Below are 25,408 nucleotides of genomic sequence, written 5' to 3'. Positions count from 1 at the left end.
TAAAAATGAAACGCCGTTTTAAAAATATAGAATCGACGTTCTTGTTTTTATCATGATAGCCACTTATGCTATTAGTTAGGGTGTAATGTCGATATCAATTTATAGGATGATGGGAAAATAATGGATAAAACGACTCAAACGGATGCTGTTTCAGCAGTGGTTAAGGTATTTAGCATTCTTAGCGCCCTTGGTGAGCAAAAAGAGATTGGTGTGTCTGAGCTTTCACAGCGTTTATTGATGTCAAAAGCCACGACATTTCGTTTTCTGCAAACGATGAAACAGTTAGGATATGTGGATCAAGAAGGTGAAGCAGATAAGTATTCACTGACCTTAAAACTCTTCGAATTAGGGGCAAAATCCCTCGAGTATGTTGACCTGATAGAAATTGCAGATAAAGAAATGCGCCGTATTGGCCAATTAACCCATGAAGCGGTGCATTTGGGTGCATTAGATGAAGATGCCATTATTTATATCCATAAAATCGACTCGAGTTATAATTTACGCATGTATTCACGGGTTGGGCGTCGTAACCCATTGTATTGCACCGCAATCGGTAAGATTTTACTCGCTTGGCAAGATGAAGAATCCATTCGTTTGGCATTGAAAGATGAAACTTTTAGTCAAAAAACGGCAACAACAATTTTAACGATAGAAGACCTGCTGGCGGAATTAGCCACAGTTCGTGAATGCCATTATGCACAAGACAGAGAAGAGCAAGAGTTAGGCCTGCGCTGTATTGCTGTACCAGTGTATGACCGCTTAGGTCATGTGGTTGCAGGGCTATCGATTTCGTTCCCAACGATTCGTTTTGATGAGCAGCGTATTGATGACTATGTCCAATTACTGAAAACGGCGGGGCGTAATATTTCAGAGAAAATGGGCTATCACCAATATCCATCATAGGGTTGATATAATAAGACTAAGCCAATTTCAATGATGTATCAATCAATTGATTTAATAACATATGTAAATTATTTATTTGAATATTAAGGATTTTATAAATTTCACTTATTATTATTCAACACCATGTGTTTCTGCTGACATATAATATTTACTTATGGATACAGCAGGAAATTGATATGTTTAAAAATGTTATTATTGCTATTTTTCTTTGTTTTACTTCTTATGGCTTTGCCAGCGACTTTACATTTAAAGAAAAGTCACCCGCTGATCGCGAGTTTAATCAAGACTACCAAGGAATTAAAAAATTACAGACACAACAAAAGTTTGTCTTTGATCCCAAAAAGAAACTTCCACAAGAAGAACAAAGTTATCAAGCTTTGTTAGAGCAGCGAAATGCAGATGAAAATGCGTTTTCAAAACATTTTAATGTGTGTGATGTTAACCCGACGGGAGCAGGGTGCCCTAATTCAATGGCTTGGATGAATGATCGCCAGCAAATGAAAAAAATGCTAGAGCAAGCGGGCCGCCCTTATTGATAAGTTGTTCATTTGTTGACTCTAAGGGAGCATCGCCCCCTTAGAGGTCAAATTATACAGATTCAGGGAATGTTAAGGTTGCACCGGGAGCTTCACGGCTTAAATGAATGAAATTCATATGTTTTTCATATTGGTCTAGAATATCGCTAATCACTTGTTCTTTGGTGTAATCCATTAAATCATTCCCTTGTGAGCCTTCCCATAAGAAGGTTTCTAAGCGGTAATAATGGGATTTCCCTGAACGTGCGCGATAGGTAAAACCGGGAACGGAATAGCGCTGTGGCCACACTTGGTAAATAAAGCTTTGTTCTTCACCAAGGTCAACAGTTAACTCTAAATGGTCTAAGCGCTCATCAGCAATGGGTGGTAAGGTGTTAAATTCCACTTTCGCTCCCCTTAAACTGAGCTCTTTTGCCACTTCTTGCATAGCAGGAATGCACACCAAATCAAGCATCCGCTGGGTATAAGTCGTTCCCGGGAAATTCATCACTCGTCCCAAACGCTGTTTCCAATTGAGTGTTCCATTGCCATACAGCGGTGCAGGCGCATTGGTATTTAGCGAACTAACGCGTCTAAAGTCCTCAACTTTTAATGATTTATATAGCCCAGCCATAATAAAGAAGATCACAAAACTAAATGGTAAGCCCATGATCACCGTTGTATTTTGTAAAGCAGCGACGCCATCTGTCATTAACATCCCTAAGGTGAGTAAACCAATTGCGACAGACCAAAAAATTCGCAACCAATTAGGAGCATCGTTGTTAATATCACTGAGTTTTGAGGTGAAATTACCTAATACTAATGAGCCGGAGTCAGCAGAGGTGACATAGAACAACAGCCCAGTAATGGTTGCAACAGAAGCGGTTAGGCCAAAGCCAGGGTAAAGCTCAAGTAGTGAATAGAAGCCTTTTTCGGGGGCGTCGAGGACGGTTTTGGCAAGTTCGCTATTGCCGTGAATGATTTCATACAATGCACTATTACCAAAAATAGATAACCACAATAGTGTGAAAACAAACGGAATAATTAAAGTACCGATCACAAACTGTCTAATGGTCCGACCACGAGAAATACGAGCGAGGAATAACCCAACAAATGGCGACCATGCTACCCACCACGCCCAGAAAAACAGCGTCCAGCTATTCATCCAATCCGTTGGGCGGTCAAAGGCAAAGCTATTGAGGGTCATACCCATAAAGCGGTTGATATAATCCCCCACATTCAGTACTAAGGCATTGAGTAAGAACTCGGTATCGCCGACAAATAAGATAAATAAAATCAAGCCAAATGCCAACAGCACATTGAGCTCTGATAACACCCGAATACCTTTATTTACCCCAGATGTGGCAGAAATCACGGCCATAATCACTGATAGCAGAATTAACCCACTTTGCACGGGGAGCCCTTGAGGTAAGTCGAATAATACTTTGAGGCCATAATTCAGCTGAACAACCCCGATCCCAAGAGTTGTTGCAATACCGAAAATCGTCCCTAGTACTGCCGCAATATCTACTGTATGGCCAATTGGGCCGTCAATCCGTTTACCAAAAATAGGATAGAGTGCGGAGCGAATGGTTAGCGGTAAGTTATAACGATAACTGAAGTAACCCAGTGCAATCCCCATTAAGGCATACATAGACCAGCCCGTTAGGCCATAGTGGAACAGTGTCCACACCATCGCCTGACGAGCTGCTTCTAAGGTTTCGCCTTCGCCCGTTGGCGGCAGCATATATTGGGTGACCGGCTCAGCGACAGAGAAAAACATTAAATCGATACCAATTCCTGCCGCGAATAGCATCGCAGACCAGCTGAGCACGCTAAATTCAGGTTTAGATTGTTCAGGGCCGAGTTTGATATTACCAAAGCGTGAGGTAGCAACGAAAATGACAAAAACAATATAAAGCGTTGCTGCTAGCAGGTAATACCAACCAAAGGTTTTAGATACCCACCCAAGCGCGGCAACGATCCACTGATTTGCTGTTTCAGTCATCAAGATGGTGAAAAAAGAAAACGCCAGAATAAGACCGGCGGAAGTAAAAAAAACCACAGAATTCAATTTATCCTTCTGCTTATTTTTTGGGCTATTTTGAGTTGTCATTGGACATTCCACATTTTTATTTATTTAACAGGTTAAAATTACTTTCTAAGCTAATCTATTGATTTATCAGCAAAGATTTGGTTTTTGTTATCTTCTCTCTTATGTTAATTGTGAATGAATTGTTGTAAACAATAGTTAATATTGATTGAACATTCAATCAAAAAAACGTTTAATAAAAGGGATCAATGTATTTTTTAGGTTCAAATACCATGCCGAAGATAGGAATGCAGTCGATACGTAAACAACAGTTAATTCAAGCCACATTGGCTGTGATTAATGAAGTTGGAATGCAGGAAGCCAGTTTTGTGTTAATTGCCCGTAAAGCCGGGGTTTCTACAGGGATCATCAGCCATTATTTTCGTGATAAAAATGGCTTGCTTGAAGCCACTATGCGCCATATTCAATACCAGTTGGGTTTTGCGGTGGCAATGCGTTTACGCATGTTAACAGGGGCGGAGGCAAAACTACGAATTCAGGCGATTGTTGAAGGCAACTTCGATCCAACGCAAACCAGTGAGGCCGCGATGAAAACGTGGCTAGCCTTTTGGGCTAGCAGTATGCATCAACCGAATTTAAACCGCTTACAACAGGTTAATGACCGGCGTTTGTATTCAAACTTAAGCTATGAGTTTGGGCGGGTATTAAACAAGGCAGATGCGCGGATGGCAGCGAAGGGGCTGGCTGCTTTAATTGATGGCCTATGGCTACGTAGTGCTTTGAGTAATGAACAATTTCCTGTTAAGGATGCACTCAAAATCACTAACGAATACATCGATATGCAACTACAACGTGCTGAGGTTTTAGGAACCTAATAACCAATTCAGAGGAGATAATATGCAACATCCACCGATACATAAGCTTTATATTCATGGTGGTTATGTCGACAGTTCACAACCTGAATGCGGGCGATTTCCTGCAATCAACCCTGCCAATGGGGAAACTATCGCGGATCTGCAATCTGCGACCCTTGAAGATATCCAATGGGCGGTAGAAAGCGCTAAACAAGGCCAGAAAGTCTGGGCGGCAATGACTGCGATGGAACGCTCACGTATTTTACGCCGTGCGGTGGATATTTTACGAGAACGTAACGACGAATTGGCTTACCTCGAAACCCTTGATACGGGCAAACCGCTTTCTGAAACTCGTTATGTGGATATCGTTACAGGGGCGGATGTTCTTGAATACTATGCAGGTTTAATTCCGATGCTGGAGGGGCAGCAAATCCCTTTGCGTGATAGCTCGTTTGCTTATACTCGTCGTGAACCTCTGGGAGTCGTGGCAGGCATTGGGGCATGGAATTATCCTATCCAAATTGCGTTATGGAAATCAGCTCCTGCACTAGCAGCAGGTAATGCCATGGTGTTCAAACCCAGTGAAGTCACTTCGTTAACAGCGTTAAAGTTGGCTGAAATATACACTGAAGCGGGCGTGCCAGCAGGGGTATTTAACGTAGTGACAGGCCAAGGCGGTGAAGTGGGGCAATGGTTAACGGAGCACCCTGATATTGCCAAAGTTTCATTCACAGGGGGGATCGTAACCGGTAAAAAAGTGATGGCGAATGCATCAGCTTCTTCTTTAAAAGAGGTGACGATGGAGCTAGGCGGTAAATCGCCTCTAATTATTTTTGATGATGCAGACTTAGATAAAGCTGCGGATATTGCCATGATGGCGAATTTTTATAGTTCAGGCCAAGTGTGTACCAATGGAACACGGGTTTTTGTGCCTGAATCGCTTAAATCACAGTTTGAGGATAAGATCACTGAACGTGTGGCTAGCATTAAAATAGGTTCACCCGTTGACGAAAACACCAACTTTGGGCCATTAGTCAGTTTTGCTCATATGGAAAACGTGTTGCGTTATATTGCGTTAGGCAAACAACAAGGCGCGAGATTATTGTGCGGTGGTGAACGCTTAATGGATGGCGATTTTGCTCAGGGAGCTTATGTTGCACCAACCGTATTCACCGATTGCCACGATGAAATGCAAATCACACAGGAAGAAATTTTTGGCCCTGTTATGAGTATTTTGAGTTATCAATCGGAAGACGAAGTGATTGCTCGTGCGAACAATAGTGTGTACGGGTTAGCAGCAGGATTGGTGACACAAGATTTAACACGTGCACACCGTGTTATTCATCAATTAGAGGCTGGGATTTGTTGGATTAATACATGGGGTGAATCGCCAGCACAAATGCCTGTGGGTGGATATAAGCATTCCGGCGTTGGCCGTGAAAATGGCGTTATGACACTGCAAAATTATACGCAAGTGAAATCCATTCAAGTGGAACTGGGGGAATTTGCATCCGTTTTTTAATCACATCATTTTAATTTGACTGAAACAGAGGAGATAACAATGGTCTATGACTATATTATTATCGGTGCTGGTTCAGCCGGTAACGTTCTTGCTACCCGCCTGACAGAAGATCCTGATGTTACTGTGCTGCTCCTTGAAGCAGGAGGACCGGATTACCGGTTCGACTTTCGCACACAAATGCCAGCGGCATTAGCGTACCCGTTACAAGGGCGACGTTATAATTGGGCTTATGAAACTGACCCTGAACCGCATATGAACCACCGCCGCATGGAGTGTGGTCGTGGAAAGGGGCTTGGTGGCTCATCATTAATTAATGGGATGTGTTACATCCGAGGGAATGCTCTAGACTTTGATGGTTGGGCGGAAGCGCCTGGGTTAGAAGACTGGCGTTACCTTGATTGTTTACCTTATTTTAGAAAAGCGGAAACACGTGATATTGGCCCGAATGATTATCACGGCGGAGATGGCCCCGTCAGTGTGACAACACCGAAAAATGGCAATAATGTGTTATTTCATGCGATGGTGGAAGCAGGCGTACAAGCAGGGTACCCGCAAACAGATGATTTAAATGGGGTTCAACAAGAGGGTTTTGGCCCAATGGACCGTACAGTTACACCGCAAGGGCGACGAGCAAGTACAGCAAGAGGGTATTTAGACCAAGCGAAAAAGCGTAATAACCTGACTATTCTTACCCATGCCACGACAGATACCATTGAGTTTGAAGGGAAAAAAGCGGTTGGTGTTAAATATTATCAAGGTAATAGCACTACGCCTACGGTGGTGAAGGCGCGTAAAGAGGTTCTTTTATGTGCAGGTGCGATCGCCTCACCGCAAATTTTGCAGCGTTCTGGAGTTGGGTCTGAGGATGTTTTGGCTGAGTTCAATATTCCAGCTGTGCACGTTTTACCTGGTGTTGGGCAAAACTTGCAAGATCACCTTGAAATGTATTTGCAATATGAATGCAAACAACCAGTTTCATTATATCCAGCCTTAAAATGGATAAACCAACCCAAAATAGGCGCTGAATGGCTATTTAAAGGGACTGGAATTGGCGCAAGCAACCAATTTGAAGCAGGTGGGTTTATCCGCACTAGCGAAAAATTCGCATGGCCAAATATTCAATTCCACTTTTTGCCTGTGGCGATTAACTATAATGGTAGTAATGCAGTCAATCAGCATGGTTTTCAAGCCCATGTAGGCTCAATGCGATCGCCTAGTCGAGGGCGTGTTCGCTTGAAATCCCTAGACCCAAAGCAGCATCCAAGTATTTTGTTTAATTACATGTCATCGGAGCAAGATTGGGAAGAGTTTCGTGCCGCTATTCGTATTACTCGTGAAATTATGGCTCAGCCAGCACTTGACCCATATCGTGGGGATGAAATAAGCCCTGGCAAACAGATTAGCACTGATGAAGAGCTAGATGCATTTGTGCGCGAGAGAGCAGAAACCGCTTTTCATCCGTGTGGAACCTGTAAAATGGGTTACGATGATATGGCAGTCGTGGATGGTGCAGGGCGAGTTCACGGTATTGAAAATCTACGGGTTATCGATGCATCGATTATGCCGTTGATCATTACAGGGAATTTAAATGCAACGACCATCATGATTGCAGAGAAAATTGCCGATAAAATTCGAAACCGTCCTCCGTTACCCACAAGCGATGCAGATTATTATGTAGCAGGTGATAGGCAAGTGAGAAACCCGCCATTACGAGATTAGCTTATTCAGGCTGTTTTTTATACACAAAGCGATTGATATTAATATCAGTCGCTTTTTTCTTTAAGGAGAATGCCGATAATAATAATAGCTGTCTAACCATGTAATGCCAAAGGGGCGAATAAATCGGACTTTTAGCAGGTTGAAGGAATATACGCTAGTCAATTTTAGACAAAAAAAACCTCCAAATATTAAGGAGGGAAAATAAATATAAAGCGAGCTTATTTATATAGCACTAATTTACGGTAAACCATAGCCGACCAGTTGAATTAATTTATACAAAAATGATATTAGCTCACAATTTATAACGCTATAGTTATTAAATTCAGATTAATACCTATTATTTGACAGAGTTAATCAGCCATTGCAGATAATTGTCTTCAACTTGGCTTGGGTCTAAGCGAATGAGTTCTGGGGTTTCATATGGGTGTATTTCTTTTATTGCATTAAATAGATTAAGTTGGTTTCCTTGGGTCGTTTTGATCAAGAGTAAAACCTCCTTATCTTGCGTGATATTACCATGCCATAGATAAACAGATGTTATTTCAGGCAGTAGGGAAACACATGCTGCTAAGCGATTAGCGAGTAAGTGTTGGGTAATTTTAATTGCACTTTCATGGCTATTGGTTGTACATAATACAATACATGGTTGTTGAGAATTTGTGATGTAAATGTTATCAGTGGGCATTTCGTTTCCTTATTAGTCATATTTTGATAAGTTTGATTACTCACATTTAGATTAGAGATAAAAATGGTATTGAGAACAGAGCATAATCACTATAAGTGTTTTTTTAAATTATCAGATAAGATAATAACTAATGTTAATTAAGCAGAGGTATTAATTTAATAGTAATGTGCGTGTTTTTTAATCAATGTTGTCATTGTTATAATTTTTTATACATTCAATATAATTTTGAATATTTCTTGGTTTTATTTTATTAATTCGATTCAGCAATCATAAATTGAGGATGAACTATAAAAAAAATTGAAATTTTAGTATATTACTAACCAAATTTGATTATGTGACAAATGTGATTGTGTGCTGTTAACCTAGTAACAGAGCAAATAATAATCCCAGTTTTATTCTTACTCTTATTAATGTAAGTGTAGGCTTATCTTTTTGTGCAAGAAATATGGAACGATTGATATCTGAAATAATATATTACACATCGTTACAAACTGGCTTAAAATTTATCATAAAAGAATTCACGTACTGATAAATATCAAGGTTTTTGAGCTATATATTGTTAATCTAAAGATAAAATTAGAATATATAACTGAAATTACTCTGTATTTCCATCTTTATACGTGTATGGATAACCTTATGAATAAACTAACACCTTTAAAACCTGTACCAACTCTAATCGCAGTTGCAATAACATTAATTATTTGGTTCTTAATTCCTGTTCCCGAAGGTGTTAATCCAAATGCGTGGCATCTTTTAGCATTATTTGTAGGTACAATCGCTGCTATTATTGGTAAAGCTTTACCAATAGGAGGTGTATCTATTGTCGCTATTTCATTAGTTGCAGTAACCGGGGTCACTAACCCTGAATCAACTAAAGGGGCAATTGCGGATGCTTTAAGTGGCTTTTCTAATGATCTAATTTGGCTAATTGGTATTTCTATCATGGTTTCCATGAGCTTGAATAAAACAGGCCTGGGGGCAAGGATAGGTTATTATGTCATTTCTTTATTCGGTAAAAAAACATTGGGTATTGCTTATTCATTGGCAATAGCAGAAACAATATTGGCACCTGTGACACCAAGTAACACGGCTCGAGGTGGGGGAATTATTCACCCAATTATGCGTTCGATCTCGGATAGTTTTGGGTCAAAGGCTGAAGATGGAACCGCAGGTAAGATAGGGCGTTATTTATCGCTCGTTAACTACAATATTAACCCAATCACTTCTGCAATGTTTATTACGGCGACAGCGCCAAACCCATTAATTGTCAGTTTGATTATTAGTGAAACAAGCCAAGAAAATGAATTAACTTGGGGTATGTGGGCGATTGCGGCGTTTGTTCCTGCCATCGTGTCATTAATATTAATGCCTTTGGTGATCTATTTGATGTATAAGCCGGAAATTACTTCAACACCGGATGCACCAAATTTTGCCAAAGAACGTTTACAACAATTAGGCCCAGTTTCATTACCTGAAAAAATAACTCTCGGTGTTTTTGGGTTGTTACTTTTGTTGTGGGCTGGTGTTCCTGCCATGATTTTTGGGGCTGCATATAGTGTTAATGCAACCACCGCGGCGTTTATTGGGTTGAGTGTTCTATTAGCGACAGGGGTTATTAATTGGGATGATGTTCTGAAAAACAAAGGGGCATGGGATACTGTCGTTTGGTTCTCTGCCTTAGTCATGATGGCGAGTTTTTTAGGTAAGCTCGGTCTCATAAAGTGGATGTCATTAACCGTCGGTGCAACTATTGATGGATTAGGTATTAGCTGGGTATGGGGAATGCTAATTCTTGTTTTAATTTATGTGTATTCTCACTATTTCTTTGCGAGTACAACCGCGCATATTACGGCGATGTATGCAGCATTTTTCTCGGCAGGTTTAGCCCTTGGCGCTCCACCAATGTTATTAGCTTTAACATTAGCATTCTCATCGTCACTAATGATGTCATTGACACACTATGGTACGGGGACTGCACCTATTATTTTTGGTTCGGGTTATGCAACCCTTGCGGAATGGTGGAAAACAGGTTTCGTGATGAGCGTAGTTAACTTAGCCATTTGGTTTTTTATTGGTAGCGTTTGGTGGAAATTCTTAGGTTACTGGTAATTAGTTGAATTAGCTATTTTAGCTATATCAAAGAAAGTTAATAGAAATCGGGCGATAGGCTCGATTTCTTCTTTTTAAAAGCTCATCCTACAAATAAGTGGCTATTGTGATAACAAGACCACTAATGATAGAAATTAGCATCACTTTTCCCCAACTGAAGACTGACGATGATTTTAAAGCGTGCTGCCATAACAAACTTATTTCATCGGCATGTGCATATTTTCTCTTATTGATCGCAGTCTTAATTTTTTTGATTTTATCATTATCTATCAGTAATGTTTTTTGAATAACCATGATATAACCTTTCATCAAGTTGTGCATTGTTTGTCTACCCTTGATTATCTCAGGCTATGTAAGAAGATAAATTGATGAGATTCTATGCAAACTTCCCCATTTATCGCGTTTAAAATCAGACTTAGTCTAGTTAATAAGAAAAAAGGCAGCCAAGAAGTAAAATTATCTTTATTAAGAGGAAATGGCTCTTAATTTAAGGTCATATTTATCGTTCTTTGGCGAGATATTTTTTATTTAGGGAAGTCGGAGAGAAAGGCCATAAATGTGATTGGCTTACATACAAAAGCCAGTATGATGTATCTGCGAGTCAGTTAATTTATCCAGAGGAACACATGTATTCACAAAGAAAGGCAGAATTTTTCTTGGTGCTTACCACGATAATCGCGGCTTGGGGGTGGGTATTTTCCCGAGAATCAGTGCAGGGAATGCCTATTTTTGCCTTTCTTGGTAGCCGTTTTTTATTTGCAGCCATCATTTTAGCCCCTTTTTGTCGAGGGAAAAAAAATAGGATAACGGCGAAGCAATTACCAAAAATATTAATGACAGGCGGTTGGATGTCATTAAATATGGTGCTCTGGATCCACGCAGTTGCGATAACAGATTCAATTGGTGAAGGGGCTTTTATCATGAGCCTTGCTATGTTGTTTGTCCCGCTAGTCGCATGGGTTATTTTAAAAAATAAACCTGTACGTTATTTCTGGGAGGCACTTCCGGTCGCTGTATTAGGGTTGGCATGTTTAACACTATTTAAGGCACAGCTTGAATTTAAAGCAAGCCAACTGTGGTTTCTTGGTGCGGCAATTGTCCAAGCTATCTATTTTTGTTATACCAGTTTATATACTCGAACAATCCCTCTTTTGCCGTTAACGACCATTCAGCTTGCTTGTACAGGAATGACTGGGTTAGTTTTGTCATTTTTTTTAGAAGAGTGGCCAAGTAGCATCACCGTACCTACCATGATGTGGTTTATTGCTAGTGTTGTAATAGCAACGAGTTTACGCTTTGTATTGCAACTTATTGGTCAAAAAAATACTACTGCCGGCAATGCTGCAATTATTATGATCCTTGAACCTGTTATGACCGTATTTGTAGCGGCTATTTGGTACAATGAAAGAATGCCTTTTGTCCAAATTGTTGGTTGTGTGCTAATTTTATCGGCATTATTCTATTACCGATGGCGTTGTTCTAATTCATTACCAAGGTAAAATACACATAATAAACAATGGGCCAATACAGATTTTTTATAAGAAAACAGCTATGATTAATATGCATAGTCAGTGATAGGGGTATTAATCTTAATAAGAGCCTCTTATTTAGCACATTAAGATTAATGGTATTGAAAACATAAACGATATATCCAAAATGGCGTGAACTAGGAATAATAGCGGTTTAATATTATCACCTTAGTTAAAGCTGAATAGGAAACGGGCATAAAATGAAAAAATTAGCATTAATATTAGGTATGGCAGGAGCAATGGTTGTGTTGTCTGCATGTTCTGATGAAAAATCAGAAATTGCTGAATACAAAGACAACTTTGTTAATACTTGTGTCGTTGCATCTGGTAATCCTCAAGGTGAAACAGCAAAAGCAGTTACCGCAATTTGTGGTTGTGCCTACGATAAAACAATTGAAAAATATGGTTTAGCTGAGTTTAAACGTATGGATGCGGAATTAGAAAAATCAGGTACCGCAGAGCCTGAATTCCAAAAAACCATGATTGAATTCGTTCAACAGTGCTCGACTAACGCACGTTAATTATTTATTACTCGCAGCTATTGATTATCAAGCAACAATAGCTGCGAATTTATTATTTTTACTTAAATAAGTGTTTGAATTGGTGTGGGGCACTGCGTAGATATTGCGGTGCAACGTCTATTTGTTCGTTCAATTCACTTGCTGCTCGCCAAGGCCAGCGTGGTTCAAATAATATACCTCTACCGATTGCCACAAAATCTGCTTGGTGAGTTGCCACAATGGCTTCTGCTTGTAAAGGTTCAGTGATAAGACCGACAGCAATGACAGGCATCATAGTATTCTCATGAATAGCTTGTGCTAAAGGGACTTGGTAATTTGGGCTCAATGGTATCTGTTGTTCAGTTGATAACCCGCCAGATGAGACGTGGATATAGTCACAACCTAAATCTTCTAATAATTCTGTTAGCTCAATTGATTCAGGTACGCTCCAACCCGATTCAAGCCAATCTGTTGCGGAGATCCGTACACCAATTGCAACATTAGGGCTAATGGCTTCTCTCATCTCATGGAAAATATTAATCAGTAAGCGAGTACGATTCTTAAAGCATCCACCATATTCATCTTGTCGTAAGTTTGAAACTGGCGATAGGAATTCATGCAGTATATATCCATGAGCAGCATGGATCTCAATAACGTCAAAACCTGCTTTTTCTGCCCGAATTGCTGCCTCAATAAATTGCTGTTTGAGCTGCGAAATTTCTTCAATAGTTAATGCATGTGGAATTGCATTATTACCAAAAGCCAGTGCTGATGGTGCTACAGTCTGCCAGCCATTAGGTTGTGTGGACTGAATACTATTACCTCCTAACCAAGGTAAATCTGTTGATGCTTTCCTACCAGCGTGAGCGATTTGTACTCCTAAGCGTGCATCTGAATATTGCCGGATATCGCTGAGCATTTGTTGCATTGCTGTCATTTGCTCTTCATTCCATAAGCCTAGGTCTTTGTAGGTAATACGACCTTCAGGAACAACAGCACTGGCTTCTACAATAACTAAAGAGGCACCTGATAAAGCAAGGTTCATGTAGTGGGCTTTATGCCATGCTGTTGGCATACCATTTTCTGCAGAATATTGGCACATTGGGGGAACAATAATACGATTTTTCAGCGAAACTTGGCCTATTGATGCGGGTGAAAAAAGGTGGCTCATTGGAACTTTCCTTATTAGCAAACTTAAATTATTTTAATATTATACCCAGTTAGCCAAAATTTTTTTGTGAGATGGTGTGGTATTAAGGGGGAAAATTTGTTTTACAGCGAATTATTGAAGGAAAATCAAGTAAATTTTTACAGATTTGATCAATACCATAAAAAGTATATTTCCCTAGCAATATGATGCAAAAAGAGGGAAAAAATATAAAAAAATGAGATAAAAAATAAAATATAATAATAACTATTATTTTTTGATTGTTATAATTCTGTAACTTATAAATAAAATTAATAATCACCAATATAAAATGGCGTTAATGCCTGCTTATGGTTTTAATGGTTCTAATAGTGAATAAAACTATTTTTTTATTTTAAATGATAATTTAAATAAGCGTTAATGCATTGTTTGTGAGGCAAAAATATAAAATATTCCTTGCGGTTATATTAAATGGTTTATATAAGAAACAAGCTTATTAAGCTGATACTAGCTAATCCTAAGCTTTGTGTTCACCTGAAAAATATAATTCTAAGAAGGAAATTGATGTGCTGACAATTATTGGTATTTTAATCATTATATCGATAGTAACATTATTGATGATGGGAAAAGTTAGCCCAATTATCGCAATGTCTTGTATCCCCTTTATTGGTGCTTTATTTGCCGGTTATTCTGTTGCTGAAATTTCAGTATTCTTTGAAAGCGGCATTAATAAAGTCTCAAAAGTCGCAGCTATGTTTTTATTTGCGATTTTATTCTTTAGCTTAATGAAAGACCTGCATATTTTTGACCCGTTGATCCGTTTAATGGTTAAAATGACTCGTGGAAATATTATTGTTGTTTGTATTATGACAACGTTAATTGCGGGTATTGTCCATCTCGATGGGTCAGGCGCTGCGACATTCTTAATTATTATTCCTGCATTGTTACCTTTATACCGTCAACTTGGTATGAGCCCCTATTTAATGTTGCTACTGATGTGCGCCAGTATGGGTGTCATGAATATGGTACCTTGGGGCGGGCCATTAGGCCGAGCTTCAGCTGTAACCGGAATTGATGCTTCGACCCTTTGGCAACACTTGATCCCAGTACAACTAATTGGTATGGGTGGCGCAGTGGTATTTGCTATTCTGATGGGGTTACGTGAGAAACGACGTATTGCAGCGGCAAGTTTGAAAGGAACTACGCCATATGAAATGGATTCTTTGTTACCTGTCAGTGACGACACTGCAGATATAACAGAAACGGTTCAAAAACCTAAGAAACCACTCATCAATGGTGGGTTAATTGTTGCCTCCGTTGTGTGTTTAGCATTTGGTTTATTATCTGCACCTTATGTTTTTATGATTGCACTTTCCATTGCCTTGATGGTGAATTTCCCTAATCCTAGAGACCAAATGAAAATTTTGGCCGCCCATGCACCACAAGCGTTGGGAATGGTTGCTATTATATTAGCGGCGGGAGCATTTTTGGGTATTTTATCGGAAGGTGGCATGCTTGAGTCAATCGCAACAGACTTAACGGCTATCTTACCTACCGAATGGGTTTCTAAAGTCCATATTTTTGTCGGTATTTTAGGTGTGCCGATGGATATTTTTACCAGTACCGATGCTTACTATTTTGCCTTACTACCAATAATTCAACAAATTGCCGCCACAGTTGGTGTTGACCCATCTTCCGTTGTTTACGCCATGGCGATAGGTAACAACGCAGGGACCTTCGTGAGTCCTTTTTCTCCAGCGGCATGGCTAGCTATGGGGTTGGCTGGAATTGATATGGGCCGCCACCTACGTTATTCGTTTGGTTGGATTTGGTTGTTTAGTTTCTTTTTATTAGCTGCTGGGGCGTTAATCGGCTTGTATTAATTTGCTCGTCGGCTTTAACGCCACAACGTTGTTGGCTTCAAAAGTAAACCCTAGTCACATACTTGTGTATGCGCCTAGGGATTTACTTTTTTGCCGCCTAGCTGTGACATGAAATATTTAGAACAAATGGTTTTTATTTTGCGTGCTGGATTATTTTCTTTTATCAATTATTGGGTTTATCAGATAGTTACTATGTCGTAAAGCGAAGGGCTATGACATGATTTATTGGTTAATGATATCAATAAGGTTTGTTATGCGTAGGCCGCTTTCTTCTTATCATCCTATTCTCTATTGGCTGCGTGTCACCCAAAAACGTTTAGCTCGACGATTGCATTGGGCATTTTCCGCCAAATATTATGCGAAATTAAAATCCAATGAACGTCTTGAGTATCGCTACAACAAGCACACATCTAAGCTGATCCGTAAATTAGGTGAGTCAGACCTACGTTTACAATACAACAAAGTGACAAACTTACGTATTGCTGCAGAAGCGATTAATGGAGTCATCATCTACCCAGGGGAATACTTCTCATTTTGTCGGCTCGTTGGAAAACCAACTGCGCGTAGAGGTTTTCTTGAAGGTATGGAACTTTCGTTTGGTGAGGCTCGTTCAGGGATTGGCGGGGGAATTTGTCAACTGAGTAATTTAATTCATTGGATGGTATTACATTCTCCATTACAAGTGGTTGAGCGTGCTAATCATAGTTTTGACCCATTTCCAGATGAAGGGCGGGTATTGCCTTTTGGTTCTGGGGCGGCAATTTTTTATAATTATATCGATTTGGTTTTTTATAATCCGACACAAAGTGCTTTTCAGTTGGTATTTAATATTGCAGAACATCAACTCGAAGGGGAGTTATTGAGCTGCACTCCTCGTGAACACAAATACCATATTTATGAGAAAAACCATAAATTTACCCGAGAGAATGAAGTTATATACCGCCATAATGAAATTTGGCAAAAAGTAACAACCAAAGGACAAGAACCTATCACTCTGCAGGATAATTGTTTGTATCGTAATAAAGTGGTAGTGAAATATTCCCTAGATGAAAATTGTATAACAGTTGAATAGTTGCGTTAGTAATGAGATTGGGAATAAATTGATAGCCTTTTTCTTGACAATTAGACTAAAATTCAACTGTTTTCCTTCAATTTCGCTAATTTTAACTATTAGCCAAGCAAAAATGAGGCCGTTACTCGGAATAGATATGTAATACCTACTCTTGATTTCTCAACAATTAAAGACGCAAATCTAACAAAAGATTTGTGGTTATTTCTATTTCTTTAGAGAAAGCATGATGAATATGCAATCAAGAAAGTATGGTAGAACGTATCACTATCCGTTCTCCCCTGGTACGACTAGTGATGATCGCATCAATAGCGATTGGTGGTCGCACATCCAAAATATAAACAAACTGGTTCACACAGAAAAACTGGATGGTGAAAATAATTGCTTAAACCGCCATGGAGTTTTTGCACGCTCTCATGGTGCCCCAACCCAATCGGCATGGAGCCAGCAAATTCGCCAACGTTGGCAGCTGATTAAAGATGATTTAGGGGATATCGAACTCTTCGGTGAAAACCTTTATGCAGTACATTCCATTGAATATCAACATATTGAAGATTATTTCTATGTGTTTGCTGTTAGGCAAGGGGAGTATTGGCTTAGTTGGGAAGAGGTGCAATTTTATGCAGTTTTATTTGATTTTCCAACTGTCCCACAATTAGATTTATCACTCAGTAAACAGATGGATAAGCAAGAGTATACAAGTTCATTAATTACTGCGGCATCATTAGATAGTCAATTTATTGCGCGTGATACACATACAGGGAAAGCCTGTAGCATGGAAGGGATTGTGAGCCGTGATAGCCAAGGGTTTCATGTGGATGATTTTATGGCGCATGTTTTTAAATATGTGCGTAAAAACCATGTCAAAACAGATATCCACTGGAAGCGGCATTGGCAGAGAGCCAAGCTGGCCTTTGAATTACAAGGAGAACAACCATGAGTTGGCAATTAACCCAATGTCGTGATTGGGCGCAGCTTGAAAAACAGTTCGATTTTGTGCGTGATATGCAATATGTGCCGCAAGACCGTTTGCACCATGCGGAAGGTAATGTGGCCATTCACACTCAAATGGTGTTAGCGGCTTTGGAAGATTTACCTGAATATCAACAGCTTACAGAACTTAAACAACAAATCGTTTGGGCGGCAGCGTTGCTGCATGATGTTGAAAAACGTAGTACGACAAAAGAAGATGAAGAGGGGCGGATTCATTCGCCTGGACATGCTAAAAAAGGTGAGTTATCTGTACGGAATATATTATTTGGACAAATAGAAACACCTTTTGCTATTCGTGAACAGATTGCGGCTTTAGTTCGATTTCATGGCCTACCGCTTTGGTTAATGGAAAAGCCAGATCCTGAACGTACCTTATTTGCGGCGTCATTGCGTGTTGAAATGCCTTTATTGTGCATGTTAGCGAAAGCCGATGCGATAGGGCGTACATGTGAAGATAAAGCGGAATTATTAGTTAGAATCGAGCTATTTGAATTATTTTGTCGTGAGCAGGGCTGTTGGGACAAACCTAAATCATTCGCTTCACCAGCTGGGCGCTTCCATTATTTTCATCATCAAAAGGGCACTACGGATTACCAACCTTTTGAAGAGATAGGGAGCGAAGTGATGATGCTATGTGGTTTGCCGGGGATGGGAAAAGACCATTTTATCAAACAGTTTTACCCACAAACGGCAGTCGTGTGTTTAGATGATATTCGCCGAGAACATAAAATCAACCCAGCAGATAAAAATGCACAAGGGTGGGTGGCTCAGCAAGCTAAAGAGCAAGCAAAACGATTGTTACGCACTAAAACGCATTTTATTTGGAATGCGACATCATTAAGTGCCTCTTTACGGGGAACCATGATCAGCTTATTTGAACGTTATCAAGCCAAAATCCATTTAGTTTACTTGGAAGTGCCATTTAAACAGTGGCGGCAACAAAATCAACAACGTAAGTATGCAGTGCCGGAGCAAGTTATGGAAAAAATGGCAGGGAAGTTGGAGTTGCCAACGCCAGATGAGGCACATCAAGTTTCCTATTATATTGATGGCAATTTTGAACCATTATTTGCAGAAAAATAAAATTAATCACCTGCCTCTAGATAAGAGGCAGGCCAAGATATTAGTTTTAAGGAACGTAGACATCGCCTTCAAAGAGTTTTCTTGCAGTTCGAATAATTGAAGCTTGAAGCTCTTCCGGTGAGTTGCCTTGTTGGTTTAACGACACGTCAAATTTGCCACTTAAATGCTCAATAGCAATGTTTTTCATATCAACAGAGTGAACATATTGCTGGGTAATACTATTAGGAACAATAGTACTTGTGGCAATGGCAATAGCACCCGTCACGGCAAGAGCGCCATGGCATTTATGCGGCATAAAATAGCGGACATTAATGGTTCCACCGTGAATGGCGGGTGAAATCAATATGGGTTTAGGAATAACTTTTTTGCTCACATCACCAAGCCCCATCGCTGCCCCGGCTTTTATACGAATAGTTTCCAGCTTTTGCATAAATTCGGTATCGGATTCAAGTTGCTCCGCAGTTTCATAACCAGTTTTATTGAGCTGAGGAGCATCAATTAATACCACAGGCATTGCCATATCAATACAACTGACATCAATGCCTTCAATGGTATCAATAGCATGACCAGTAGGAAGCAATTTTCCTGTTTTTGTTCCACACGCATTTAAAAATGTCAGGGCAACAGGCGCGGCATGGCCGGGTACACTAGCAATTTCGGTATCACCATCATAATCCACATGGCCATCAGGCGTTTGCACCGTAGAGTTGACGAAAGTGTTCGTATTGACATTACGGACCCTGACAGTGGTTGTTTTACCAGTAATAGGAACTAACCCCTTTTCAATCGCAAAGGAACCCACGGCACAAAGAATATTTCCGCAATTTGGTGCGGTATCAACAATACGTTCAGTAATAGAAACCTGAGCGAATAAATAATCAATATCAGCATCAGGATGAGTTGAAGAGCTAATAATAGCGACTTTGCTGGTTTGTGGGCTACCCCCACCAATACCATCAATTTGCAAAGCATGACCAGAACCCATAATAGCAAGGATCAGTTCATCCCGTTGTTGAGTGTCTTTAGGGAGAGAGTCCGCTAAAAGGAATACGCCTTTCGAGGTGCCGCCACGCATTAGTGTACAAGGAATTTTTTTCATCTGTTTACCCGTCATATTTCACGCTGTAGCTGTGTTGGCTACACTCAGCCCCCCAAGTCACATACTGATGTATGCTCCTTGGGATACCTTCGTTTTGCCGCCTTGCTACAACGCGAACTATTTAGGGTAAACCCGCTAGATATATCTAGGAATACCTGTTAAGTATGACGCTGTAGCTGTGTTGGCTACACTCAGCCCCCCAAGTCACATACTGATGTATGCTCCTTGAGATACCTTCGTTTTGCCGCCTTGCTACAACGCGAACTATTTAGGGTAAACCCGCTAGATATATCTAGGAATACCTGTTAAGTATGACGCTGTAGCTGTGTTGGCTACACTCAGCCCCCCAAGTCACATACTGATGTATGCTCCTTGGGATACCTTCGTTTTGCCGCCTTGCTACAACGCGAACTATTTAGGGTAAACCCGCTAGATATATCTAGGAATACCTGTTAAGTATTACGCTGTAGCTGTGTTGGCTGCACTCAGCCCCCCAAGTCACATACTGATGTATGCTCCTTGGGATACCTTCGTTTTGCCGCCTTGCTACAACGCGAACTATTTAGGGTAAACCCGCTAGATATATCTAGGAATACCTGTTAAGTATTACGCTGTAGCTGTGTTGGCTGCACTCAGCCCCCCAAGTCACATACTGATGTATGCTCCTTGGGATACCTTCGTTTTGCCGCCTTGCTACAACGCGAACTATTTAGGGTAAACCCGCTAGATATATCTAGGAATACCTGTTAAGTATTACGCTGTAGCTGTGTTGGCTGCACTCAGCCCCCCAAGTCACATACTGATGTATGCTCCATGGGATGTCTTCGTTTTGCCGCCTTGCTACAACGCGAACTATTTAGGGTAAACTGGCTTAATATTATTAGGTAACCCTATGAATTCGATTAGGTTAAACCCGTCAAGTATTATTACGGTAAACCTAACTCATATTATTAGGGTAAACTTAAGTCTGAATTAAGGTTGCTCCAATAAAGTTCACGTTATAGCGCCAAGACTGCAAATAACTCTGGAACAGCGAGAAATTAATAATTTTGTTGTTAAATAGGGCACAATCATGATTGTGCCCGTCGTGTCGGTTTATTAACGAAGAATTAAATTAATCCAGTACTAATTAAAATTTCCCACCAACCTAAACCGATAGTCATGTGAACGAATAAACTAATGAAGGCAACTAACCCGCCGATGATCCACCAAGAACGGATATCGTTATAACCTGCACCGAATACGATAGGTGCTGCTGCACCGCCATAGTGCGTTACGCTTCCGCCATAAGCATTCGAGAACAGTAAGCCCAGAGCGAGCAACATCGGAGGAGCCCCTGCAACCATACCTACAGTGGCAAATACCGGCACCATGGCTGCAACGTAGGCACCACCAGAGGCGAATAAGTAGCGAATGGCAACACTGATGAACATGATGACAAAGAACGCCAGCATCGCTTGGTCACCGAAAGAAAGGTATTGGCTCATGGTATCAGCGAGCCACTTGAAGAAGCCTGCTTTTGTGAGTACGCCTGACATACTGATAATACCACCGTACCAAATCAGGGTATTCCAGCCGCCTTTATTCTTCAGTACGTCATCCCAAGTTACAACACCGAGGATCAGGGTTAATGCCATGACCGCAATCGCGACGCTAGACGCGCTAACACCGATAAGGTCAGAGAAAATCCAGCCGCACAGCGCGATAACAAAGACAATCCCCAGCAATTTTTCACGCATAGTCATTGGGCCTAAATCTTCAAGGCCTTTAGCTGCGATCTCTTTGTTATTCACCTTTTTCAACTCAGGCGGATACAGTTTGTAGATCATTAACGGCGTCAAAATCAGCATGATTAAACCCGGTACAGAGGCGGCAAGTGCCCATCCGCCCCAACTTAAATGGATGCCCATAATGTCACTCATCATGGCAAGGGCGAGTGCATTCGGCGCCATTGCTGTCAAGAACATATAGCTGGTGGTTTTGGTCACCATATACACGTTGACGAGGAGGTAGTGACCTGCTTTACGTGGGCTTTTTTCTGGATCAGACCCTAAAGCAACGGCCACACTATTGATAATTGGGAAAACAATTCCCCCAGCACGTGCTGTATTCGATGGCGTCGCAGGAGCGATAATTAAATCAAGGATTGCGGTTACATAACCGAGCCCTAATGTTGTACCGCCTAATTTACCAATCAAAATATAAGAAAGACGTTTACCTAAACCAGTAATAACAAAGGCAGCACTCAGAGTAAATGCAGCAAATACAAGCCATGTCGTACCGGATGCATATCCGCTTAAAACTTCGCTTGCTTTGACATCTTTAGTACCCGTTACCCCAATAATTACCGCACTTGCAGCAATCGTGGCTAATAAAATAACAGGCTCTGAATATGGTTTAAGTACCAGCCCAACAATGGCGGCAAGATAAAGACCGAATAGCAACCACGCAATATGTGGTAGACCCGCTGGTGTTGGTATTAAAGCAATAATAATTGGAATGGCTATTAACACGAATAGCTTCCATATTTTTTCTTTTTGCATAAGCCAATTTCCTTGATTAAATCAATATTAAATTTATTTAATATTAAATTGAATGAACTTTAATATTAGGAATTTGTTAAAATGACGATATTTTAAATATGGCTGTATCTTGAGTGAATAAAATGATTTTAATTCTTCATTAGTAATTCACCCTAAGGTATATAATTTAGTTAAATAGTTAATTGGTTTTTATTTGGTTAAATTTTTTTATTTTTAAATTATTCCTATTTTATTAGAATTAAAAAATCACTTAATGTTAAATAAAAGAATGATTGGGTAATCGCGCAAAGAACCAAGTTAGAATTAATAAGTCTGCACTTCCCCCTGGGCTCACATTTAGCTGAATACATTCATTATCAAAATGTTTAACTTTAACTAAGTCATCACGGGTATTGATACCAGCAATTAATAACTGTTCCGCCCGTTGTTTTACCCATGCTAAGCCGTTGACACCCCCACGGTTGACAATATTCGTATCGTCATTCAGGCTCATTAATAGAATCAAGGTATCAAGTAGGGCAATATCGGCTAGTTTGCCTTTAGCGAGTTGCTGTAAATAATAAGGAAGTGAATGTTTGATTACTAACGAGTAACCGCCTTCGGCTTCACCTCTTGCACCGGTTAGCCCATGGCTCTGATATAAACGCTGGCCTGCGGTGGGTTTTTCGGTTTTTTGTTTAAGTTCATTGGTAATTCCCTTACACATACTAGCAACCAATAAGCTGACATTTTCCGGTGAGACACATTGTTGTTGTGCAATCAAACGGCCTATTGCGGTTAAGACTAAACCTAAGGAAAAAATACTGCCTTTATGGGTATTAACGCCTTTTGTTGCACGGAACATCGACCTTTCGCAATCCATACCAATAGGGCGAATGTAAGGTAATAGCTGCGCTATAGGGCAATTTTTATATTGAGCGCCTGCCTGTAAAAATCGTGGAAAATGTGTCGCGATGGCATTGGCACTTAAATGAAAGTCAGTCAGTGCCATATCTTTATGGGCACCGGTATTGTGTTTATCAACTAACCCGGGCTTAGGGGTTAAATTCACTTCGGCCAACATCGCTTGCCATGCTAATTGGCTGTAATAGCGAGTTAATTTTTCATTGATATGGCTGAGTTGTTTAATAGGTTGCATTTGCTAACTCCTCGATACGATCAAGTATCTCAACCAATGAATGTGTCCGTTGACGAGCACAAACTTTTGCTTCATTTTCACAAATTAAGCATCGTCTTGGTGGAAAATTTAATTGAGATCGCGAATATTGCTGTCCATTCGCATCAAACACATCAAAATCCCATAACCGACCAACAGCAGACGATCCTTCTAGGTGAATTAACGCTTTTTTTATCTCGATAGCATCACCATCAACGGCGACCAAGCATTCCGGCCCCGTTTTGAATGCCCAAGATTGTTGTGATAAAAACACCCACTGCCCGCATGAAGCAATTTGTTCAAGCGCATTTAAGCCCTGATTAAACACATGTCTAACAAGAGAATTGTCTTTGACAGCTCCAGGAAAAACGACAGTAAATGAAATCAAGGTTACCTGATGGAGACCAATCCATGCTTGTTGGCGAGCCTGACGGGCATCACGGCTATCCAACAGTTCAGGTAAAGAAATTTCAAATTGCTCTTGAGTATCAGGCAGTGGGTAAAACATATTTACTCCTTCACTTGATGAACAACATCAATGATTGAACCATCACGATAACGGACAACCGCAACAGCTTTATCTGTAAATTCAATTGGGTTAGGAGTACCGGTTAATAATTGTGCTCGCTCTCTTAACCAGCTCATTGAAACGGTTTTAATACCTTGGCTTTCAAGTTGCTGTTTTAATTCAGGGCGTGCAGGGTTAACCGTAATACCATGGTCAGTGACAAGAATATCGACACTGGAACCTGGTGTAACACAAGTGAGAACTTCATCCACTAACGTTGGAATACGTCCTCGGACAAGCGGAGCAACAATAATTGACAGTTTTGAGGCTACAGCAGTATCACTATGACCTCCAGATGCACCACGAATAACACCGTCAGACCCTGTTAACACATTGACATTAAAGCGTGTATCGATTTCTAACGCACTGAGTACGACGACATCAAGCATATCAACGGAAGCACCTTTCGAATCAAAACAGGCATATTGGTTAGCACTGATTTCAATATGATTCGGGTTGCGAGCAAGTGATTCAGCTGCCGCTTTATCAAAGCTTTGAACATCTAATAATTTGCGAATTAACCCTTTTTCATGTAAATCAACGATAGTTGAGGTAATACCGCCAAGTGCGAAACCAGCTTGAATGTTATGGCGTCTCATTTTATCTTCAAGGAAGCGAGTAACGGCCAAAGAGGCGCCACCAGTACCGGTTTGTAATGAGAAACCATCTTTGAAATAACCGGATTTTTCGATAACATCCGCTGCGGTACGCGCAATCAGAAGTTCACGAGGGTTCGATGTCATACGAGTTGCATCTGCCCCGATTTTATCCGCATCACCCACGCGTTTAACTTTGACGATATAATCGACTTCATCTTGTTTAATACTGGATGGGTTATGGGGGTAATCGAGTATTTCTTCCGTTAACATCACCACTTTTTTCGCAGTTTCAGCATCAATTTTGGCATAACCTAAAGAGCCACAGCAGGCCGTTCCGGTATATCCGTTTGCATTACCGTATTCATCACATGATGGCACGCCAATAAATGCCACATCAATAACTAGCTCACCGCTATGAATTAGATTGGCTCTTCCACCATGCGAATGGATTTGTACGGGTTCTTCTAACTCACCACGTGAAATGGCTTCAGCGAGCGGGCCTCGGATACCAGAGGTATAAATTTTACGAATAACCCCATGACGAATATGTTCAACAAGTGGCGAATGGCAAGCACTTAATGAACTGGATGCAAGTGTTAAGTTGCGAAAGCCCATCTCTGCAATGACTTGCATCACCATATTGACCGTAAGGTCTCCACCACGAAAGGCGTGATGGAAAGAAATGGTCATACCGTCTTTAAGACCAGAACGGCGAATAGCGACTTGCAAGTCATCACACAATTTGCGATTTCTCGGCTTTTGTACCTGCTGTTGTACTTTACCAATATCTTTAAATTCACGTAGTACATCGTCAGTATTTGGTTGTAAGTAGGCTGATACGCGAGCCTGGCGCTGAGTATTATTTGTCATTTTTATTGC

At 40.5% G+C, this 25,408-nt stretch carries 21 protein-coding genes; 12 read left to right on the top strand and 9 right to left on the bottom strand.

Features of this window, described 5'->3' with window-relative positions:
* The first annotated feature begins 120 nt into the window (after window positions 1–120).
* Together kdgR and P3L40_RS13660 are read left to right on the top strand one after the other, a co-directional pair.
* Window positions 121–903, top strand: a complete 783-nt coding sequence (kdgR, locus tag P3L40_RS13665) for a DNA-binding transcriptional regulator KdgR (RefSeq protein ID WP_004255519.1) — start codon at window positions 121–123, stop codon at window positions 901–903.
* A 176-nt stretch (window positions 904–1,079) separates the two neighbouring features.
* On the top strand, window positions 1,080–1,439 hold the full coding sequence (locus P3L40_RS13660) for a hypothetical protein (protein ID WP_228677026.1): 360 nt from the start codon (window positions 1,080–1,082) through the stop codon (window positions 1,437–1,439).
* A 52-nt stretch (window positions 1,440–1,491) separates the two neighbouring features.
* Here the strand turns inward: P3L40_RS13660 and P3L40_RS13655 are convergent, their stop codons facing one another.
* Window positions 1,492–3,534, bottom strand: coding sequence for a choline transporter (locus tag P3L40_RS13655; protein ID WP_004255510.1), 2,043 nt, complete (start codon window positions 3,532–3,534; stop codon window positions 1,492–1,494).
* Between the two features lie 209 nt (window positions 3,535–3,743).
* On the opposite strand from P3L40_RS13655, the gene betI reads away from it, so the two are divergent.
* Genes betI through betA form a run of 3 tightly spaced genes read left to right on the top strand, consistent with a single transcriptional unit; the run spans window position 3,744 to window position 7,566 of the window.
* On the top strand, window positions 3,744–4,346 hold the full coding sequence (gene betI / locus P3L40_RS13650) for a transcriptional regulator BetI (RefSeq protein ID WP_094961277.1): 603 nt from the start codon (window positions 3,744–3,746) through the stop codon (window positions 4,344–4,346).
* Between the two features lie 22 nt (window positions 4,347–4,368).
* The gene (betB, locus tag P3L40_RS13645; RefSeq protein WP_210852656.1) at window positions 4,369–5,847 is read left to right on the top strand and encodes a betaine-aldehyde dehydrogenase; all 1,479 of its coding nucleotides are present in this window, start codon (window positions 4,369–4,371) and stop codon (window positions 5,845–5,847) included.
* 39 nt (window positions 5,848–5,886) lie between these two features.
* The gene (gene betA / locus P3L40_RS13640; protein WP_210852657.1) at window positions 5,887–7,566 is read left to right on the top strand and encodes a choline dehydrogenase; all 1,680 of its coding nucleotides are present in this window, start codon (window positions 5,887–5,889) and stop codon (window positions 7,564–7,566) included.
* Between the two features lie 337 nt (window positions 7,567–7,903).
* On the opposite strand, the gene cutA is transcribed toward betA, so the two are convergent.
* The gene (cutA, locus tag P3L40_RS13635; RefSeq protein ID WP_094961204.1) at window positions 7,904–8,251 is read right to left on the bottom strand and encodes a divalent-cation tolerance protein CutA; all 348 of its coding nucleotides are present in this window, start codon (window positions 8,249–8,251) and stop codon (window positions 7,904–7,906) included.
* A 636-nt stretch (window positions 8,252–8,887) separates the two neighbouring features.
* Here cutA and P3L40_RS13630 point away from each other — a divergent pair.
* Window positions 8,888–10,360: an anion permease gene (locus tag P3L40_RS13630; RefSeq protein ID WP_210852660.1), complete on the top strand. Its 1,473-nt coding sequence runs from the start codon at window positions 8,888–8,890 to the stop codon at window positions 10,358–10,360.
* An 87-nt stretch (window positions 10,361–10,447) separates the two neighbouring features.
* Here the strand turns inward: P3L40_RS13630 and P3L40_RS13625 are convergent, their stop codons facing one another.
* Entirely contained in the window at window positions 10,448–10,654 is a 207-nt protein-coding gene (locus P3L40_RS13625) for a 3-oxoacyl-ACP synthase (protein ID WP_226617192.1), read from the bottom strand.
* A gap of 332 nt (window positions 10,655–10,986) precedes the next feature.
* Between P3L40_RS13625 and P3L40_RS13620 the strand changes: the two genes are divergently transcribed.
* Together P3L40_RS13620 and P3L40_RS13615 are read left to right on the top strand one after the other, a co-directional pair.
* On the top strand, window positions 10,987–11,859 hold the full coding sequence (locus P3L40_RS13620) for a DMT family transporter (protein ID WP_036957835.1): 873 nt from the start codon (window positions 10,987–10,989) through the stop codon (window positions 11,857–11,859).
* A 230-nt stretch (window positions 11,860–12,089) separates the two neighbouring features.
* Window positions 12,090–12,410, top strand: a complete 321-nt coding sequence (locus P3L40_RS13615) for a hypothetical protein (protein WP_004255491.1) — start codon at window positions 12,090–12,092, stop codon at window positions 12,408–12,410.
* 58 nt (window positions 12,411–12,468) lie between these two features.
* On the opposite strand, the gene P3L40_RS13610 is transcribed toward P3L40_RS13615, so the two are convergent.
* Window positions 12,469–13,560: an NADH:flavin oxidoreductase/NADH oxidase gene (locus P3L40_RS13610; protein ID WP_004255488.1), complete on the bottom strand. Its 1,092-nt coding sequence runs from the start codon at window positions 13,558–13,560 to the stop codon at window positions 12,469–12,471.
* A gap of 542 nt (window positions 13,561–14,102) precedes the next feature.
* On the opposite strand from P3L40_RS13610, the gene P3L40_RS13605 reads away from it, so the two are divergent.
* The 4 genes from P3L40_RS13605 (at window position 14,103) to P3L40_RS13590 (ending at window position 18,564) form a co-directional block, all read left to right on the top strand.
* On the top strand, window positions 14,103–15,419 hold the full coding sequence (locus P3L40_RS13605; protein WP_112308153.1) for a CitMHS family transporter: 1,317 nt from the start codon (window positions 14,103–14,105) through the stop codon (window positions 15,417–15,419).
* A gap of 217 nt (window positions 15,420–15,636) precedes the next feature.
* Window positions 15,637–16,491, top strand: a complete 855-nt coding sequence (locus P3L40_RS13600; protein ID WP_228677028.1) for a VanW family protein — start codon at window positions 15,637–15,639, stop codon at window positions 16,489–16,491.
* Window positions 16,492–16,717: 226 nt separating this feature from the next.
* Window positions 16,718–17,428 carry an RNA ligase family protein gene (locus P3L40_RS13595; RefSeq protein WP_210852675.1) on the top strand — a complete coding sequence of 237 codons (711 nt, stop codon included), beginning with the start codon at window positions 16,718–16,720 and terminating at the stop codon, window positions 17,426–17,428.
* Window positions 17,425–18,564, top strand: a complete 1,140-nt coding sequence (locus tag P3L40_RS13590) for an AAA family ATPase (protein ID WP_210852661.1) — start codon at window positions 17,425–17,427, stop codon at window positions 18,562–18,564. Before P3L40_RS13595 ends, P3L40_RS13590 begins: the two co-directional genes overlap by 4 nt.
* Window positions 18,565–18,610: 46 nt before the next feature.
* Here the strand turns inward: P3L40_RS13590 and P3L40_RS13585 are convergent, their stop codons facing one another.
* From P3L40_RS13585 to citF, 5 genes are all read right to left on the bottom strand, one after another.
* On the bottom strand, window positions 18,611–19,663 hold the full coding sequence (locus tag P3L40_RS13585) for a 4-oxalomesaconate tautomerase (protein ID WP_136134987.1): 1,053 nt from the start codon (window positions 19,661–19,663) through the stop codon (window positions 18,611–18,613).
* A gap of 1,109 nt (window positions 19,664–20,772) precedes the next feature.
* Entirely contained in the window at window positions 20,773–22,206 is a 1,434-nt protein-coding gene (locus tag P3L40_RS13580; protein ID WP_094961208.1) for an anion permease, read from the bottom strand.
* Window positions 22,207–22,462: 256 nt separating this feature from the next.
* Window positions 22,463–23,344: a triphosphoribosyl-dephospho-CoA synthase CitG gene (citG, locus tag P3L40_RS13575; RefSeq protein ID WP_094961209.1), complete on the bottom strand. Its 882-nt coding sequence runs from the start codon at window positions 23,342–23,344 to the stop codon at window positions 22,463–22,465.
* A complete protein-coding gene (citX, locus tag P3L40_RS13570; protein WP_110591571.1) occupies window positions 23,331–23,870 on the bottom strand; it encodes a citrate lyase holo-[acyl-carrier protein] synthase in 540 nt (179 codons plus the stop codon). Before citX ends, citG begins: the two co-directional genes overlap by 14 nt.
* 2 nt (window positions 23,871–23,872) lie before the next feature.
* Window positions 23,873–25,399, bottom strand: coding sequence for a citrate lyase subunit alpha (gene citF / locus P3L40_RS13565; RefSeq protein ID WP_096865105.1), 1,527 nt, complete (start codon window positions 25,397–25,399; stop codon window positions 23,873–23,875).
* Window positions 25,400–25,408 lie beyond the last annotated feature (9 nt).

Source organism: Providencia sp. PROV040, assembly GCF_032706145.1.
Classification (GTDB): domain Bacteria; phylum Pseudomonadota; class Gammaproteobacteria; order Enterobacterales; family Enterobacteriaceae; genus Providencia; species Providencia hangzhouensis.
This window is presented reverse-complemented; position numbering and strand designations above follow the sequence as displayed.